The 15,982-nt window shown below is 72.6% G+C and carries 13 protein-coding genes; 11 read left to right on the top strand and 2 right to left on the bottom strand.

Annotation, left to right across the window (positions count from 1 at the left end; translation table 11 throughout):
• Window positions 1-3 precede the first annotated feature (3 nt).
• Window positions 4-459 (bottom strand): MarR family winged helix-turn-helix transcriptional regulator, encoded by a 456-nt coding sequence (locus tag ACFC0Z_RS10445; RefSeq protein WP_376434864.1) that lies wholly within the window; start codon window positions 457-459, stop codon window positions 4-6.
• A 92-nt stretch (window positions 460-551) separates the two neighbouring features.
• Between ACFC0Z_RS10445 and ACFC0Z_RS10440 the strand changes: the two genes are divergently transcribed.
• Window positions 552-881 (top strand): rhodanese-like domain-containing protein, encoded by a 330-nt coding sequence (locus ACFC0Z_RS10440; RefSeq protein WP_376434862.1) that lies wholly within the window; start codon window positions 552-554, stop codon window positions 879-881.
• A gap of 38 nt (window positions 882-919) precedes the next feature.
• Complete coding sequence (locus ACFC0Z_RS10435) at window positions 920-1,489, top strand: YceI family protein (RefSeq protein WP_376434860.1); 570 nt, start codon at window positions 920-922, stop codon at window positions 1,487-1,489.
• Window positions 1,490-1,617: 128 nt separating this feature from the next.
• Here the strand turns inward: ACFC0Z_RS10435 and ACFC0Z_RS10430 are convergent, their stop codons facing one another.
• Window positions 1,618-2,217 (bottom strand): TetR/AcrR family transcriptional regulator, encoded by a 600-nt coding sequence (locus ACFC0Z_RS10430; RefSeq protein WP_376434858.1) that lies wholly within the window; start codon window positions 2,215-2,217, stop codon window positions 1,618-1,620.
• A gap of 576 nt (window positions 2,218-2,793) precedes the next feature.
• Here ACFC0Z_RS10430 and ACFC0Z_RS10425 point away from each other — a divergent pair.
• The 9 genes from ACFC0Z_RS10425 to ACFC0Z_RS10385 all read left to right on the top strand — a co-directional run bounded on the left by ACFC0Z_RS10425 (window position 2,794) and on the right by ACFC0Z_RS10385 (window position 15,968).
• Window positions 2,794-3,978 (top strand): aminotransferase class I/II-fold pyridoxal phosphate-dependent enzyme, encoded by a 1,185-nt coding sequence (locus tag ACFC0Z_RS10425; protein ID WP_376434856.1) that lies wholly within the window; start codon window positions 2,794-2,796, stop codon window positions 3,976-3,978.
• Window positions 3,968-4,507 carry a DUF6190 family protein gene (locus tag ACFC0Z_RS10420; protein ID WP_376434854.1) on the top strand — a complete coding sequence of 180 codons (540 nt, stop codon included), beginning with the start codon at window positions 3,968-3,970 and terminating at the stop codon, window positions 4,505-4,507. The genes ACFC0Z_RS10425 and ACFC0Z_RS10420 overlap by 11 nt, the downstream gene beginning before the upstream one ends.
• A gap of 3 nt (window positions 4,508-4,510) precedes the next feature.
• Window positions 4,511-6,148 (top strand): dihydrodipicolinate synthase family protein, encoded by a 1,638-nt coding sequence (locus ACFC0Z_RS10415; protein ID WP_376434852.1) that lies wholly within the window; start codon window positions 4,511-4,513, stop codon window positions 6,146-6,148.
• Complete coding sequence (locus ACFC0Z_RS10410) at window positions 6,145-7,446, top strand: methyltransferase domain-containing protein (RefSeq protein ID WP_376434850.1); 1,302 nt, start codon at window positions 6,145-6,147, stop codon at window positions 7,444-7,446. Before ACFC0Z_RS10415 ends, ACFC0Z_RS10410 begins: the two co-directional genes overlap by 4 nt.
• A gap of 115 nt (window positions 7,447-7,561) precedes the next feature.
• Complete coding sequence (locus ACFC0Z_RS10405) at window positions 7,562-11,380, top strand: multicopper oxidase domain-containing protein (protein ID WP_376434848.1); 3,819 nt, start codon at window positions 7,562-7,564, stop codon at window positions 11,378-11,380.
• A complete protein-coding gene (locus ACFC0Z_RS10400; RefSeq protein ID WP_376434846.1) occupies window positions 11,377-12,117 on the top strand; it encodes a DsbA family protein in 741 nt (246 codons plus the stop codon). The genes ACFC0Z_RS10405 and ACFC0Z_RS10400 overlap by 4 nt, the downstream gene beginning before the upstream one ends.
• Before the next feature lie 130 nt (window positions 12,118-12,247).
• Window positions 12,248-13,048: a hypothetical protein gene (locus tag ACFC0Z_RS10395; protein WP_376434844.1), complete on the top strand. Its 801-nt coding sequence runs from the start codon at window positions 12,248-12,250 to the stop codon at window positions 13,046-13,048.
• Window positions 13,049-13,337: 289 nt separating this feature from the next.
• Complete coding sequence (locus tag ACFC0Z_RS10390) at window positions 13,338-14,834, top strand: FUSC family protein (protein ID WP_376435076.1); 1,497 nt, start codon at window positions 13,338-13,340, stop codon at window positions 14,832-14,834.
• Window positions 14,835-14,891: 57 nt separating this feature from the next.
• A complete protein-coding gene (locus ACFC0Z_RS10385) occupies window positions 14,892-15,968 on the top strand; it encodes a lactonase family protein (protein WP_376434843.1) in 1,077 nt (358 codons plus the stop codon).
• The last annotated feature ends 14 nt before the right edge of the window (window positions 15,969-15,982 follow it).

Raw genomic sequence — 15,982 nt, 5'->3', positions numbered from 1 at the left:
AACTCAGCCCAGCTGGATGTCGTCCCCCGCCTGCGCCACGCGGAGCAGCGCCTTCGTGATCACGGCGGCCTCCTCGTCCGTGAGGTGCCGGGCGAAGTGCTCCTGGATGCCGCGCATGTAGGCCGGGGCCGTCGCGCGCAGCGCGGAGCGGCCCTCGTCGGTGATGACCGCCCAGGTGACGCGCTTGTCCGTGAGGTCGGGGCGCTTGGTCACCAGGTCGGCCCGCGCCATCTCGTCGACCAGCCTGCTCACCCGCGTACGGCTGAGCACCACCCGCTGGGCGACCTCCTGCATGCGCAGCCCCTGCTCGCCGGCACCACGCAGCTCAAGGAGCACGTCGTACCAGGTCAGCGGCACCCGCCCGTTGCGCTGCACATCGGTCTCGATGGCGCGCACGGCGGCGTTGTGGGCGAGCAGCAGCGCTCGCCATGCCTCGATTCGGTACTCACCTTTGCTCACGCCTCCGAGTATAGCTTGTGTGCGCACGCACGGACCTACTAAGGTGTGTGCAGACGCACGGACTATTTCCTTTCTCAAGGAGGGCTCCACCCATGGCTCAGCGCATCTCCCGTGACGAGCTGAAGAAGAAGATCGACGAGAAGGTCGTCGTGGTCGTCGAGGCGCTGCCCGCCTCGTACTACAACGAGAGGCACCTCCCCGGAGCGCTCAACCTCCCGCACGACCAGGTGGACGAGCTGGCCCCGTCCCTCCTGCCGAACAAGGAGGCCCAGGTCGCGGTCTACTGCTCCGACGGCCCGTGCCCCAACTCCGGCATCGCGGCCGAGCGTCTCGTGGAGCTCGGCTACACCAACGTCTTCGAGTACTACGACGGCAAGTCCGACTGGGTGGAGGCGGGTCTTCCCGTCGAGACCGGTGCCTGATCAAGCCTGATCCGCAGTTCGACAAGGAGCGTACGAACATGACCACCGCACCGACTCGCACCGTCGACGGCGTCGAGCTTCCCTCCGCCGGCACCTGGAAGATCGACCCGGGCCACGCCGAGGTCGGCTTCGTGGGCCGCCACTTCATGCTCACCAAGGTCCGCGGCCGGTTCACCGGCGTCGACGCCACGCTGGTCGTCGGCGAGCGCCCCGAGGACAGCAAGGTCACCGCCGTCATCGACGTGGCCAGCGTGGAGAGCGGCGACGCGACCCGCGACGACCACCTGCGCTCGGCGGACCTCTTCGACGTGGAGAAGTACCCCAAGGCCACCTTCGAGTCCACCTCGGTGAGCTGGAACGGCAAGACCGGCACGCTCGTCGGCGACCTCACCATCAAGGACGTCAGCCACCCGGTGACGCTCGCGGTGGACTACGTCGGCTACGCGCGCGACCCGTGGGGCAACGACCGCGTGGTCTTCTCCGCCCACGGCAAGGTCAACCGTGAGGACTGGGGCCTGACCTGGAACATGGTCCTGGAGTCCGGCGGCATCCTGGTCTCGAAGGAGATCGAGCTGTCCCTCGACTTCGAGGCGATCCGGGAGGGCTGACCCCGGCCGCCTCGGCGAAGGACCCCGGTGCGTCGGTACCCGCACCGGGGTTCCTTCGGCGTACCCGAGGGGGGCTGCGCCCGAAGAGGCCCGAGGCAGCGAGGCGCCAGGAACGGCCCGAGGGGGGGTCAGGCGCCGATGAAGCGCCGCACCAGGGTGAGCACGCTGTCCCGGATCCGGTCCACCGTGAACTCGCCCTGGCGCAGCGCGTGCTGGAGGTCCGCGTCGAGTGGCGCCAGCAGCAGATGGGCCGAACAGTCGGCGTCGACATCCGGACACGCCTCGCGCAGCAGCAGGGCGACGTGGACGCGCCAGAAGCCGTAGGAACCGATCCGGTACCGGGCTCCCGGCGCGGCCGTCTCGGAGAGCCGCAGGAGCTCCAGGTTGTCGTCCAGGAGGTCCAGGTACGCGCCGAAGAAGGCGAGCACGCGATCGGCCGCCGGGGCGTCGGGGCCCAGGGGCGGCGGACCGAAGAGGATGCGCTCCTGGAGCCGGCTGTCCTGGGCGTCGAGCAGGGCGGCGGCGAGCCCCGCCTTGCTCCCGAACCTGCGGAACAGCGTGCCCTTGCCCACGCCCGCCTCGGCGGCGACGCGGTCCATCGACACGCCCTCCACGCCGTACCGGTCGAACAGGGACTGGGCCGCGACGAGGATCCGCAGCCGGTTGCGGGCGGCGTCCGACCGCTCCGGTCCCGGCTCGAAGGGGACGGCGGCAAGGTCGGGTCGCACGTGCTGCACCTGGGCCTCTCGCATCTCGCTCCGCGGGGGATCCCGGGTGGGGACCGGGGTGGCGTTCAGGCAGTTTACGGCCATGGTCCGTTCGCGCGCCGTGCGTCGGCGATCCGGGCGCCGCGCGTCGGTGATCCGCGCGCCGCGTCCGGTTCCGTCGACGGCACGTGGCGTTCCAACAACCCCTGGAAAACCTGGAGTTGACCGAAGGTTGACCTCCGTTTGACCGCGGCGCGTCCCCGGCTCCGGATCGCTTGTCCGCTCGCCGCGCCATGTGGCAGAGTCGCCCCCAATCGGACCGCAGTCCGTTTACGGGGGAGATACATGTCTGGAACCTGTTTCCGATATCGCGTCGCAACCGACGACGAGTCTCTCGGTCTCCTCCTGTAGGGGTGTTCCCCTCGCCGCCGTCTCCCTGAGGCGGACCTCCGTGTGCCCCCGCGGCGCCCCCGCACCCGCGGCGCCCGCCCGCCGGCACACGCACCGCACCGTGGCACACGCGCAGCATCGTGGCGCACGACGTCACGCTGGCACGCCCGCACGCGCTCACCCAAATGCCGTACGCATGGAGGAAGCATGACCGCGCACGCCGGCACCACCCTGCACAACCAGGCGCTCCTCGACCTCACGCAGCACGAGATCCAGGCCCTGCTGACCGAGTTCAACCTCGCCGACGCCCACACCCACCAGCGGCAGTCCGCGGCCCAGCACAAGATCGTCGCCCGGCTGCCCGAGCTCTGGTACGAGGCGGAGGAAGGCCTCCAGGCCACCTACGAGCAGCGGTTCATCGAGGCGTTCTTCCGCCTCCACCGCCAGCCCACCGCGCTGGCCAAGAACAAGACGCTGCTCTCGTACGCCGCCTCCATCTCGACCATGGTCGTCGCGATGTACCTCAAGCGGCAGCGCATGGCCGTCACCCTCGTCGAGCCCTGCTTCGACAACCTCCACGACGTCCTGTCGAACATGGGCGTCCCGCTGTATCCGATCGAGGAGTCCGCGCTCCACGACCCCGACCGGATCTACACGGAGCTCAAGCGCCGGGTCCGCACCGACGCGCTGTTCCTCGTCGACCCCAACAACCCCACCGGGTTCAGCCTGATGCACTCCGGGCGCAAGGGCTTCGAGGAGGTCGTCCGGTTCTGCAAGGACCACAACAAGCTGCTGATCATCGACTTCTGTTTCGCCTCCTTCACCCTGTACGACCCCGAGCTCGCCCGGTTCGACATCTACGAACTCCTGGAGGAGTCCGGCGTCCGCTACCTGGCGATCGAGGACACCGGGAAGACCTGGCCGGTCCAGGACGCCAAGGCGGCCATGCTCACGGCGAGCGACGACATCAAGGAGGAGGTCTACAACCTCCACACCAGCGTCCTGCTCAACGTCTCGCCGTTCGTGCTCAACATGCTCACCCAGTACGTGGAGAACTCCGAGGCCGACAGCCTCGCCTCCGTCCGCGACGTCCTCGACGTCAACCGGGCCGCCGTGAAGGAGGCCCTGCAGGGCACGATCCTCGAATACCAGGAGCCGCTGGCGAAGACCAGCGTCGCCTGGGCCAGGATCGACCACCCCGAGCTGACCGCCACCGAACTCCAGCGGGAACTGACGGAAGTGGGCGTGTACGTCCTGCCCGGCCGCTACTTCTACTGGAGCCAGCCGGGCCGCGGCGAGCCCTTCGTCCGCATGGCGCTCGCCCGCGAGCCCGAGATGTTCGCCGGAGCCATGAAGCGGCTGCGGGAGGTGCTCGACCGGTATGCCCGCTGACGACCTCCACGGCGGGTTCATCGACGCGGCCCTCTTCCTCGGCATGCACAGCGCCGACGAGGCCGTCCGTATCGCCGCCAAGGCGTTCTTCGTCCAGCGCCTCGACGGCCGCGTCGTGATGAGCCTCGAACAAGTGGGCCGCTGCGACGACGTCATCTGGGGCTACTCGCGCGAACTCCAGGACGTCTACTACCCGTTCATGGACGTGCTCCACACGGTCATGGACATCAGCCGGGAGCCCTACGACCCGGCCGACGTCCGGCTCGCCCTCGACGACTCCGCCGTCCCCGCGCACCTGCCCTTCACCGACCGCCTCGTGCTCGGCCAGGTGATCAACCGCAAGGGGCTGCTCCACACGCCCGGCCCCCGGGCGGCCGCCTTCGGAGGACTCCCGGTCCAGGGCGTGCCCGCCCGGCCCGCCGGTGAGCCGGAGCCCTCCTTCCCCGAGCCGCTGGAGCGGCTCTACACCGCGTCGCTCGCCCTGCGCCTGCCCCCGGCCGTGGCCGGGGCCGTACCCGAGGGAGCCTGAGAGATGAACCAGGGAGTGATCGCGGCCCTGGTGACCCCCTTCTCGGAGACCGGAGAGGTCTCCGAGAGGGCGGTCGCCGGACTGCTCGACACCCTCCGCCCCCACGTCGACGGCCTGCTGCCCAACCTCAGCACCGGTGAGGGCCGCCTGCTCACCGACGCGCAGTGGGAGGCGATGCTCGTCGCCACCGTGAAACACGCCGACGGCCTGCCCGTCCTCGCCGGCATCCTGCGCCCCACCACGGAACAGGTACTGGAACGCGCTCGGGTCGCGGTGGAGCTCGGCGCCCACGGGATGATCGCCACCAGCCCGTACGGCCCCGACGTCACCCAGGACGAGATCTACGAGCACTTCGCGCGGATCTCCGCGGAGGCCGGACTGCCCGTGATCGTCTACCACGGCACCGAGGTCGCCGGGAACTCCGCCGACTTCGACACCCTCCTGCGGATCTGCGCCCTGCCCGGCGTCGTCGGCGTCAAGGACTCCTCGGGCAGCTCCGCCTTCACCCGGCGGCTGGTCGAGGCCGAGCCGGGCGTGAGCGTCCTTCCCGGCCTCGAACACCTCCTGCTCGAATCCGGTCCCGTCGACGGATACGTCGTGGCGCTCGCCAACGTCGAACCGGAGCTGTGCGCCGACCTGTTCGCCGGTCGTCTCGACGACCCGGCGACCCCGCTCGCAGCCGCCTGCGAGCGCTACGGCCTGGAGAAGGACGACTGGTACCGCTGGGTCAAGACCGCCCTGTACGAGCGGGGGATCCTGGAGACCGACAGGACGGTGGACGCCGCACAGGTCCATCGCCCCGAAGGCGCCGGGGACTCCCCCCACCAGGAACTCTTCCGGCTCAACCGGGAGCTCCAGGACTCCCGGCTGCTCGCCCGGATCGAGGAGATCGAGCGCGACTGGATCGTCCCCCTCGTCGCCTCCCTCGACGCCTCCGGCGACCCGGTCCCCGACCGGACCGCCTGGCAGCGCCTCCTCGACGGGCTCCTCGCCGAGGAACGCGAGGGCGGCCCGGCGGGCGCGTACCTCGCCGACGAGGCGAGCCGCGAGGAATTCGCTCTGGTCGTACGCGAGTTCGCCCTCGACGGACTGACCGAGGCGCAGAACTTCTTCCCGGCCGTGCCCCGGCTCCCGATCAAGGCCCAGATGGCCGTCATGCGGGTCCTCATCGACGAGTTCGGCTGCGGAAACCTCCAGCAGGCGCACTCCCAGCTCTACCGGCTGCTCCTCGCCGAGCTGGAACTGCCGCATGAGCCGGAGGAGTTCCTCGACACCACCGGGGACGAGACCTTCGCGTTCCTCAACGTCTTCTACTGGCTCACGCAGCGCGCCCCGCACGTCGAGTACTTCCTCGGCGGCCTCGCCTACCTGGAGGCGTCCATACCCGACGCCTTCGTCCCGCAGGCGCGTGCCTGCGAGCGGCTCGGCATCCGCAACGGCCGCTACTACACCGAGCACCTCCACATCGACACCTTCCACATGCAGGAGATGCAGCTCGCCATCAAGGAGTACGAGGCGGCCGAGGGCCTCGACCCGGCCCGGCTGTGGACCGGGGCGAGGCTGGTCTCGGGCCTGATCGGCGCCGCCTTCGACGCCGCCGTGGACCGCGCGCGGCGCATCGCGGGCCAGGTGACCGCGTGACCGGGGGCGGGGCGGCCACCGAGCCGTCGCTCGACGAACTCCCCGGCGACCTGCTGCGCGTCCGCGCGGCCGGGCAGGAGTTCCTCGTCGACGCCACCTGTCCCCACCGCAAGGGCAGGCTGGTGCACGGGTACGTCAACCCGCGCACCCTGCGGATCAGCTGTCCGCTCCACCACAGCAGCTTCGACCTCGCCACCGGTGCCGCCGTCGGCGGCCCCTGCGGCGACCCGCTGACCGTCCACCGGTCCGGCGTCTGGCCCGGCTACTACGGACCCGAGCAGGTCTGGCTGCCGGCCTCGGAGCAACTGCTCGACTGGGGACCGGACTTCCATGAGCTGATGCTCGGCGACGAGCTGCGGATGACCGCGTTCAGGACGGCGATCACCGAGGCCGTACGGCCCGGGGACGTCGTCCTGGACCTCGGCACGGGGACCGGCATCCTCGCCCGCTGGGCCCTGGAGGCCGGGGCGGCCAAGGTCTACGGGATGGACCTCAACGAGGACGTGCTCGCCACGGCCTCCGAGCGCCTCGCCGACGCCGGGTTCGCCGACCGGTTCCACCCCCTGGCCGGGCTCTCCTTCGACCTGGAGCTCCCGGAGCGGGTCGACATCGTGATCTCGGAGATCATGGGGAACCTCGCCGACAACGAGAACTTCTCCGCGATCCTCGACGACGCCCGCGAGCGGTTCCTGCGGCCCGGCGGCCTGATGCTGCCCGGCCTCGTGGACAGCTTCCTCGTACCGGTGGCCGCCGAGACGGCCCACGCCCAGCTGACCGGCTCGGCGCCCCAGGACGCGGGAAGCCGCGAGGAGTTCACGGCCCTGCTCGCCGCCCGGGGAGCCGAGGACCCGTTCGCCCTCTACTACGACACGATCCTGCCGGTCTCCGGACACCTCGCCGCCCCGCGCCTGATCCGGCGGTACGAGCCCGGGGCGCCGGCGGGGGCCGGCGCCGACACCTCGTACCGGGTCCCGCTCGCGTACACGGTGCAGCGCGACGGCGTCTTCACCGGCTTCAAGGGCTACTTCGTCGCCCAGCTCTCCGAGACCGTCGCCCTCGACATCTCCGGGGACGACATCGCGGGCCGCACCACGTCCGACAGCTGGAAGCACTGCTACCTGCCGGTCGAGCGGCCGGTGCGGGTGCGGCGCGGGGACCGGATCGCCCTCGCCTTCAGCCGGGAGGGCGGCCGCGACGGCGACCCCTTCGGCCAGACGTACCGCTGGGAGGGGCGGGTCCTCTCCGGTTCACGGGTGGTGGCCCGCTTCGCCCACAGCACGGGCGGCGCCACGGACTGACCCACCGGCCGGCCGAGTGACCCGTCGGCCGGCCGACCACCGGCACGGCCGTACCGACACGGCCGCACCGACACGACCATCGAGCACGATCGAGCACGGGGGAGTACCACCGAACATGAGCACCACGGAACAGCCCGACGGGCGCCGGGGGGACGGACGCCCGGTCCGTACGTACGACGTCGTCGCCCTCCACGTACCCATCGCCTACAACGAGTTCGGCGACCACGACCGCAACGGCACCCTGTACGTCCTGGCCTCCGACGCCCCGGCGCTGCGGGAGGTCGCGGCGACCTGGCCGACGCCCTTCCCCAGCTACCTGGAGCACCCGGAGCTCGTCCCGGGCACCCACCCGCTCGCCCGTCCGCTGGTCCTGCGGGTCCGGCGCGGCGAGCGGCTGCGGGTCCGGCTGACCAACGAGCTCGCCCGTCCCGCCGGCATCACCGTCCAGGGCGTCCGGTACGACGTCCGCACCATGGACGGCCTCGCCGCCGGGGCCAACCCGGACAGCAGCGTCCCGCCCGGCGGCACCCGCGTCTACGAGTGGGACTGCGAGCACGAGGGCGTCTTCCACTTCGGGGACATGTCCGACGCCCGGGGCGAGGGGTCCCAGAGCCACGGCATGGTCGGCGCCGTCGTGGTGGAGGCGCCCGAGGCCACCTGGACGGACCCGGAGACCGGCGGGCCGCTCGCGACCGGCCTGTACGCGGACGTCCACCTCCCGGACCGCAGCTTCCGCGAGTTCGTGATCTTCATGATGGAGTACCCGAGCAACGACAACCCGGCGGTCCCGCCGCCGATGCCGGGCCACGGACACGGCGGCGGTCACGAGGGCGGGCACGCCGCGGCGCCCCCGGCGGCCGCCGCGGCGGGGATCTACCGCCCCACCGCCCCGCTTCCGGCTCCGCCCTCCGCCACGGGCTCCCCGGCGGCCGGCCCCGGCACCTCGGACACCGTCGACGACCTCACCCCGCCCAACATGGCGATGCTGCCGGTGAACCACCGCATCGAGCCGATGGAATGGCGGATGCACCGGTACCAGCAGCTCCTGGAGGAGGGGAAGCTCGACCCGGTGCGGGACGCCGTCCACGGCGAGGAGGTGCACCACAGCTCCTGGCTCTTCGGCGACCCCGCCACCCCCGTCCTGCGCGGCTACTCCGGCGACCCCACGGTCATCCGGCTCGTCCACGGCGGTATGCGCGACACCCATGTGTTCCACACACACCTCCACCAGTGGCGGCTGCGCGCCGACGACGAGAACGCCCCGATCGTCGACTCCGTCAGCATCGGCCCGCAGGAGGCCATGACCCTGGAACTCATCGGCGGGCTCGGCTCGACCCAGGGTGCGGTCGGCGACTCCATATGGCACTGCCACATGTACGTCCACTTCCACATGGGCATGTGGGGCATGTTCCGGATCTTCGACACCCTCCAGGAGGGCGACGGCGTCTATCCCGACGGCCGGACCGTCCAGCGGCTCGTCCCGCTGCCCCACCGCGCGGCCCCGCCGCTCCCGACGCCCGAGCGCCCCGGCTTCCCCGGGTTCCTCGCCCAGTCGGCCACCTTCCCGCAGAAGAACCCCCGCCCTCCGCGCACCCCGCTCCAGCCGCCGGGCATGGGCCGCGAACCCACCCCGCTGGAGGTGGCGGCCTTCGTGGACGACCCGCAGCCCGGCGAGGCCTTCACCAAGATCGCGCCCGCGGACGCCCCCGTACGCCGCTACGACCTGGTCGTCACCAACGGCACCCTGCACTACCACGGGGACCCGGCCGACGAGCACGCCGCGACCTGGCACGACCACAACGGCCACTTCTACGTCCTCGCCGAGGAGATCGAGGAGGCCGGCGGCCTGGCGGAGTTCAAGCGGCAGCTCGCCCGGGGCGAACGGACCCTGGAGCCGCTCGTCATCCGCGCCAACAAGGGCGAGGTGCTCGAACTCACCCTGACCAACGCCCTGCCGACCGGCCCGCAGAAGGAGTCCGCCTTCGACCCGGCGCTCGCCTTCCAGCCCGAGTGCGGCCTCCACACCCACCTCGTCAAGTACGACCCGCTCGTCTCCGACGGCTCGGCCGTGGGCTGGAACTACCTCTCCGCGACCACCACCGCCGACCAGGGCGCCGAGGACAACGGCCGGTACAACTCCTGGACGTACCGCTGGTACGTGGACGAGGACTTCGGGACCGTCCTCTTCCACGACCACCTGCTCGCCAACTACCGCCAGCGCCACGGCCTGTTCGGCGCCCTCCAGACCCAGCCCGAGGGAGCCGTCTGGGTCTCTCCCGACGACCACGGCAAGGAGCTGCGGCGCGGCACCCAGGCCGTCATCAAGAAGGCCGACGGCACCGCCCACCGCGAACTGGTGCTCGCCATCGGCGACTTCGTCCCCATGGTCAAGCACGGCCACGGCGACCACGGCGGCCCGATCAACCCGCCGCCGGTCCCCGGCGCCCCCGACGACCAGGGCGCGATGGGCGTCAACTACCGCAGCGCACCGCTCTCGGAGCGCGGCGGCGACCCGGCCCACTGGTTCTCCAGCGCCGTCCACGGCGACCCCGGCACCCCGCTGCTGCGCGGCTACCCCGGCGAGGACCTGCGGGTCCACGTCCTCCAGGGCTCCCACGACCTCCAGCACAGCTTCACGATCTCCGGCGCCCGCTGGCGCGAGTGGGCGGGCCGCGAGGACACCGCCTGGCGCAACCAGCAGACCCTGGGCATCTCCAACGTGGCACAGCTCGCCCTCGCCCCGACCCTCGGCGCCGGCGACCACCTGTGGTCCTTCGGAGCCGCCAACGACCTGTGGCTCGGCTGCTGGGGCCTGCTCCGGCTGCACGACCGCCCGCAGGCCGACCTGCCGCCGCTCCCCGGCCGCACCGCCGACGCCCCCGCGCGGCCCGGCCGCCGCAAGGTCCGCCGGTACACCGTCCGGGCCCGCGCCGAGGTCATCCCGTACAGCCCGCTGCGCACCGACCCGTACGGCCTCGTCTTCCGGGCCGACGGCGACCACCGCGCCGACGGCACCCCCGAGGAAGGGCCCCTGGTCCTGCGCTGCCGGGCGGGGGAGTGGGTGGAGGTCACCCTCGTCAACGAGCTCGACGGGCCGCCGCCCGCGAGCCCGCTGGACCCGCGCCTGATGAACGAGGCGGACAGCGGCGCCCGGACGATCTCCGGCCGTGTCTCCCTCCACCCCACGCTGCTCGACTACGACGTGCGCACCGACGACGGCGCCCACGTCGGCCGCAACGCCGACAGCACGGTCAAGCCCGGCGCCTCCCGCACCTACCGCTGGCACGCGGCCGAGCCGGGGGTCGTGCTGCTCCGCTCCCACGCCGACGTCGTCTCGCACCCGCGCCGGGGCCTGGTCGGCGTCCTCGTGGTGGAGGAGGCCGACGCCACCCCGTACGACCCGGAGACCGGGCGCGAGCGGTGGACCGGCGAGCGGGCCGTCGTCCGCAGGCCGGACGCCGAACCCGTACGGGAACTCGTCCTGGTCTCCCAGGACGGCCTGCGGCTCTACCACGACGGGGACCTGACCCAGCCGGTCACCGACCTGTTCTCGGACAGCCCCGACGACGCCGGCCAGAAGGCCTACAACTACCGGACCGCCGCCCTGCACCCGCTGGACCCGGTCCTCTCCGATCCGAACCCGCCGACCCCGCTCCTCACCGTCCGCGCCGGCGACCGCGTCGCCGTCCACCTCGCCGTCGCCTCGCACCGGATGCGCAACCAGGGCTTCACGGTGCACGGCCAGGTGTGGGACGCCTCGGAGACCGGACGCGGCTGGTACGTGTCGACCCTCGGCGCGCTGGCCTCGGGAAGCACCCGGACCGTGCGGTTCCGCGCCCAGCATCCGGGGGACCATCTCTACCGCACCGGAAACCTTCACTGGGGTGTCAGTGAGGGCTGGTGGGGGCTGATCCGAGTCGAGGAGGCACCATGACCGAAACGACGAGCGTGACCCGGACCGGGGCGGAGGCGGGGTTCGACCCCCGCCTGCCGGCCGCGCCGGACACGATCGCCGTCTACACCGACCTCAACTGCTCCTTCGCGCACGTCGCCGTGCACCGGCTGCACGAGACACGGCGGCGGCTCGGGCTGGAGGGGCGGGTCTGGTTCGACCTGCGGGCGTTCCCGCTCGAACTGTTCAACCGGGAGGTGAACGCCCGGCCCGGCGTGGACTCGGAGATCTCGGTCCTCGGCGCGCTCGAACCGGAGGCGGGCTGGACGCTGTGGCAGGGCCCGGACTGGACGTACCCGGTGACGACCCTGCCGGCCCTGGAGGCCGTGCACGCGGCCAAGGCGCAGGGCTGGCACGCCAGTGAGCAGCTCGACCGGGCCCTGCGGCGGGCGTTCTGGTCGCAGGGCCGGTGCATCTCCCAGCGTCACGTGATCCTCGACGTGGCCGAGGAGACCGGGGCGGTCGACACGGCCGTGCTCGCGGACGCGCTCGACGGCGGCACGGCGCGCCGGGCGGTCATGGACCAGTACGAGTCGGCGCGGGACGGCAGGGTGAACTGCAGCCCGCACGTCTTCCTGCACGACGGCACGGAGAGCGCCAACCCGGGCATCGCGGCGCGATGGGTGAACGGCGACTTCGGCGTCGGGTTCCCGGTCATCGACGAGGACCGGCCGGAGATCTACGAGAAGCTGCTGACCCAGGCGGCGGACCTGCTCTAGCGCGGCCCGTGGCGAGGGACCGCCGTCCGCTCCTCCCGGGTCCTCCCGGGGCGGACGGCGGTCCCTCGTTCGGGGGTGCGGGAACGATTCGCCTGTTCCGCGCCGCCGGGGCCACGGCAGGGATCCCTCCATGCTCCTCATCATCGTCGTCGCCGCCCTCGCACTCCTCGCCGGTCTGGCCGCCAACCGCTGGCTGCGGCCCCGCCTCCTCAGCGAGGACGACGACACCGGCATGGCGGTGAAGGACCTGGTCGGCCCCCTCCTCACCCTCACCGTGCTGCTGCTCGCCTTCGTCCTCGTCACCGCCAACGGCTCGTACGGCAAGGCCGAGGTCGCCTCCCGCGGCGAGGCCCGCGCCCTCGACCAGCTCGTCGAGGCCGCCGAGTACGGACCGGTCGTCCAGCGCGAGGAACTCCAGGCGGACGCCGTCTGCTACGCCAGGGCCGTCCGCACCCAGGAGTGGCCGGCCATGGCGGACGGCAAGGGCTCCCGGGCACCCAGCCTCTGGTCCACCGACTTCCGGCGCGTCTTCAAGGAACTGGAGGGCAAGCCGGTCTTCGGCATGGTGGTCGCGGCGGACAACAAGCGCGCGGACGAACGCGACGAACGCCTCACCCAGGCCACCGCCAGCATCCCCAGGGCCTTCTTCTGGTTCCTCCTCGCGACCCTGGTCATCACCGTCACCGCCCTGGGCATCTGCCTGCCCCGCCGCAACAACCGGGGTCAGATCCTCACCCTCGTCGTGATCACGGCGCTGCTCACCACGGCCCTGTGCATCATCAAGGACGTCGACCGCCCCTACGGCGGCATCGTCAAGGTCGAGCCGACCGCGATCACCGAGGCGGAACGCCAGGCCACCCGCGACTTCCTCGTCCACCACACGGCCGCGGAGATCCCCTGCGACGCGAAGGGGAACCGGCGGGCGGTCTGAGCCTCCCGTGGGCCAATGGCACCGTCCGGTCCATTGAATCGGGCATCGAGAAGGCCATTGGCCCAGTGATTCCATGGCCGTTTGGGCCGCTGTCCCCTCTTCCGTCTATTCTTGTAGCCATCACATGGTTTTCGGCGCCGCGCAGCGCCGTCCGGCGACGAGGCCGGCACGGTGCGCGGTGCTTTCGTCGTGTCCGAGCCCCCACCACCCCCGGGGACCCTCGTGCGCGGTGAGGGACAGGACAAGGGGGGCGGGATTGGCCGCCGTGCGCACGCTGCAGAAGTTCTTCATGGCTCCGGACCCGGGGCTCGTCCGGTTCCGGACATCGGCTCGCGCCGTCGTCGGCATCGCGCTCGCGGTCGCCCTCGCCGAACTGCTCGGCCTCTCCCTCGTGGCGTCCATCACCGCGGGTCTCGCCGCGCTGCTCGCCTTCTTCACCGTCGGCGACGCGACCATCCGCCGCCAGGCCGTCACCACCGCCCTGCTGCCGGTCGTCGGCTTCCCCGCGCTCGCCGTCGCGACCCTCCTGCACGACGCCCCGCAGGTACGGGACGCGGCCTGGCTGCTCGTCGTCTTCGCCGGGGTGTACGCGCGCCGCTGGGGGCCGCGCGGCCACGCGCTGGGCATCTTCGCGTTCATGCAGTTCTTCGTCACCCAGTTCCTGCACGCCCTGCCCGCCCAGCTCCCCGAGCTGTTCGCGGCGACGGCCATCGCCATGGTCTCGGCGGGGGCCGTGCGCTTCGTGCTGTGGCCCGTCGAGCGGCGCGTCCCGCCGCCCGCCGCGCCCGCCCCGCTGCCCGGGACCGGGCTCGCCCGCCCGACCACCCGGCAGGCCTTCCAGGCCACCGTGGCCTGCGGCATCGCCCTCGCCGCCGGACAGGTGATCTCGCACGAGCGCTGGTACTGGGCCGTCGGCACCGCCTGGTGGATCTTCGTCAACACCGCCTCGCGCGGCGAGACCCTCGTCCGCGGTTTCCGCCGCGTCCTCGGCACGGTCACCGGCATCGCGGCCGGCCTGCTCGTCGCCGTCCCCCTCGGCGGCGCCCCGGCCCCGACGGCCCTCCTGGTCGCCGTCTGCGTCTTCGGGATCTTCTACACGGCCCCGCTCTCGTACAGCTGGATGATGTTCTTCGTGACCGTCATGGCCGGACTCCTGTACGGGCTCCTCGGCGTCCTCCACCCCGGCCTCCTGGTCCTGCGCTTCGAGGAGACCGCCGTCGGCGCCCTCGGCGCGGTGATCGGTGTCGCCCTGCTGCCGGTGACCACGCACGCCGCCACCAACGCCTGGATCGAGCGGGCCGTCACCTGCGTGCACACCTGCACCACGGCCGCCGCCCGGCGCCTCGCGGGCGACCCGCACGCCGACCCGGCCCCGCACGCCGCCGAGCTGGAACTCCTCCTCGGCCGCGCCCGGCTCACCCTCGCGCCGCTCGTCCACCCGCTGAGCCCGCTGCGCGCGCGCAAGGCGCGGGCCCGCCGCGTGCTCGCGCTGCTCGACGACTGCGCCCGCGAGATCAAGGGGCTCGCCGTCGTCGCCGGGGACCCGGACGCCTCGCACGACGCCCGGCTCGCCGCGGCGGCCTGGCGCGTCGAGTCCGCCGTCCACGCCCTCGTCCCCCAGGTCCGGCCGGTGACGGACCCGGCCCGGGCGACGGCCGGGGTGCCGCACCACCACCCCGGCGCCGAGGCGGCCCTGGGCCACCTGCACAGCCTGGAACAGGCCCTCGTCGACCTCGCCGCGCCGCTGCGGACCTCGCCGCGCGAGCCGCTCGTCCCGGCGGCCTGACGAAGGCCGCACCGACGACTCGGAGGGGTCTGGTCTAGACCTGCTATCGTCCGCCGCATGACGAGCACCACGGGCGACACAGGGGCGGCTGCGGGCCGCGGCGCGCTGCGCGCGTACATCGGATCGTTCACCACGGCGGGGGGCCGCGGCGTCCTCGCCGCCGACGTCGACGAACGGACCGGCGCCCTGACCGTCACCGGCGGCAGCGACGCCGTGGCCAACCCCTCCTACCTCGCCCTCGCGGGCGCCGTCCTCCACGCCGTCTCCGAGACCGGGGACGGCGCCGTCGCCGCCCTCGACGTGACCGGACCCGCGCCCCGCCCCCTCGGCGCGCCCGTCCCGGTCGGCGGCGCGGACCCCACCCACCTCGCACTCGCCGCCGGACACCTCCTCACGGCCAACTACAGCTCCGGCAGCGTCACCGCCCTGCCGCTGGCCGAGGACGGCACCGCGCGCCCCGCCTCGGCGCTCCTGCGCCACGAGGGCTCGGGACCCGTCACGGACCGGCAGGCCGGCCCGCACGCCCACCAGGTGCTCCCCGACCCCACCGGCCGGTGGGTGCTCTCCGTCGACCTCGGCACCGACTCCGTACGGATCTGCGCCCTCGACCCCGTCACCGGCGCGCTGACCCTCCACGGCGAGACCGCCCTGCGCCCCGGCACGGGCCCGCGCCACCTCGCCTTCCACCCGGACGGCCGCCACGCCTACGTCCTCCACGAGCTGGAGCCCACGCTCACCGTCTGCCGCTGGGACGCCGGGGCGGGCGTGCTCGAACCACTCGGCGAGACCCCCGTCGTCCCCGAGGGCCTCCCCGACGGCCCCTGCTACCCCTCCGAGGTGGTCGCCGCGCCCGACGGCCGCTTCCTGTGGGTCGCCGTCCGGGGCGACGACACCCTCGCCGTCCTCGCCCTCGACGCGGGCGGTACGAAGGCCGTGCTCGTCGCCTCCGTGCCCTGCGGCGGCCACTGGCCCCGCGACCTGGTCCTCGACCCCACCGGGCGCCGCCTGTACGCGGCCAACGAGCGCTCCGGGGACGTCACCTGGTTCGACATCGACTGGGAGACCGGCATCCCGGTCCGCGCGGGCTCGGTAGAGGCCCCGGCGGCCTCCTGCGTCGTCTTCGCGCGGCGGTAGCCCCGTACGCGGAA

It is taken from the genome of Streptomyces sp. NPDC056144 (assembly GCF_042264145.1).
GTDB lineage: Bacteria > Actinomycetota > Actinomycetes > Streptomycetales > Streptomycetaceae > Streptomyces.
This window is presented reverse-complemented; position numbering and strand designations above follow the sequence as displayed.

Bases quoted from the DNA above. Each gene is read 5' to 3' on its own strand.
- ACFC0Z_RS10415 (WP_376434852.1), top strand. From the start codon at position 4,511: ATGAACCAGGGAGTGATCGCGGCCCTGGTGACCCCCTTCTCGGAGACC.
- ACFC0Z_RS10420 (WP_376434854.1), top strand. From the start codon at position 3,968: ATGCCCGCTGACGACCTCCACGGCGGGTTCATCGACGCGGCCCTCTTC.
- ACFC0Z_RS10395 (WP_376434844.1), top strand. From the start codon at position 12,248: ATGCTCCTCATCATCGTCGTCGCCGCCCTCGCACTCCTCGCCGGTCTG.
- ACFC0Z_RS10405 (WP_376434848.1), top strand. From the start codon at position 7,562: ATGAGCACCACGGAACAGCCCGACGGGCGCCGGGGGGACGGACGCCCG.
- ACFC0Z_RS10390 (WP_376435076.1), top strand. From the start codon at position 13,338: ATGGCTCCGGACCCGGGGCTCGTCCGGTTCCGGACATCGGCTCGCGCC.
- ACFC0Z_RS10435 (WP_376434860.1), top strand. From the start codon at position 920: ATGACCACCGCACCGACTCGCACCGTCGACGGCGTCGAGCTTCCCTCC.
- ACFC0Z_RS10385 (WP_376434843.1), top strand. From the start codon at position 14,892: ATGACGAGCACCACGGGCGACACAGGGGCGGCTGCGGGCCGCGGCGCG.
- ACFC0Z_RS10425 (WP_376434856.1), top strand. From the start codon at position 2,794: ATGACCGCGCACGCCGGCACCACCCTGCACAACCAGGCGCTCCTCGAC.
- ACFC0Z_RS10440 (WP_376434862.1), top strand. From the start codon at position 552: ATGGCTCAGCGCATCTCCCGTGACGAGCTGAAGAAGAAGATCGACGAG.
- ACFC0Z_RS10400 (WP_376434846.1), top strand. From the start codon at position 11,377: ATGACCGAAACGACGAGCGTGACCCGGACCGGGGCGGAGGCGGGGTTC.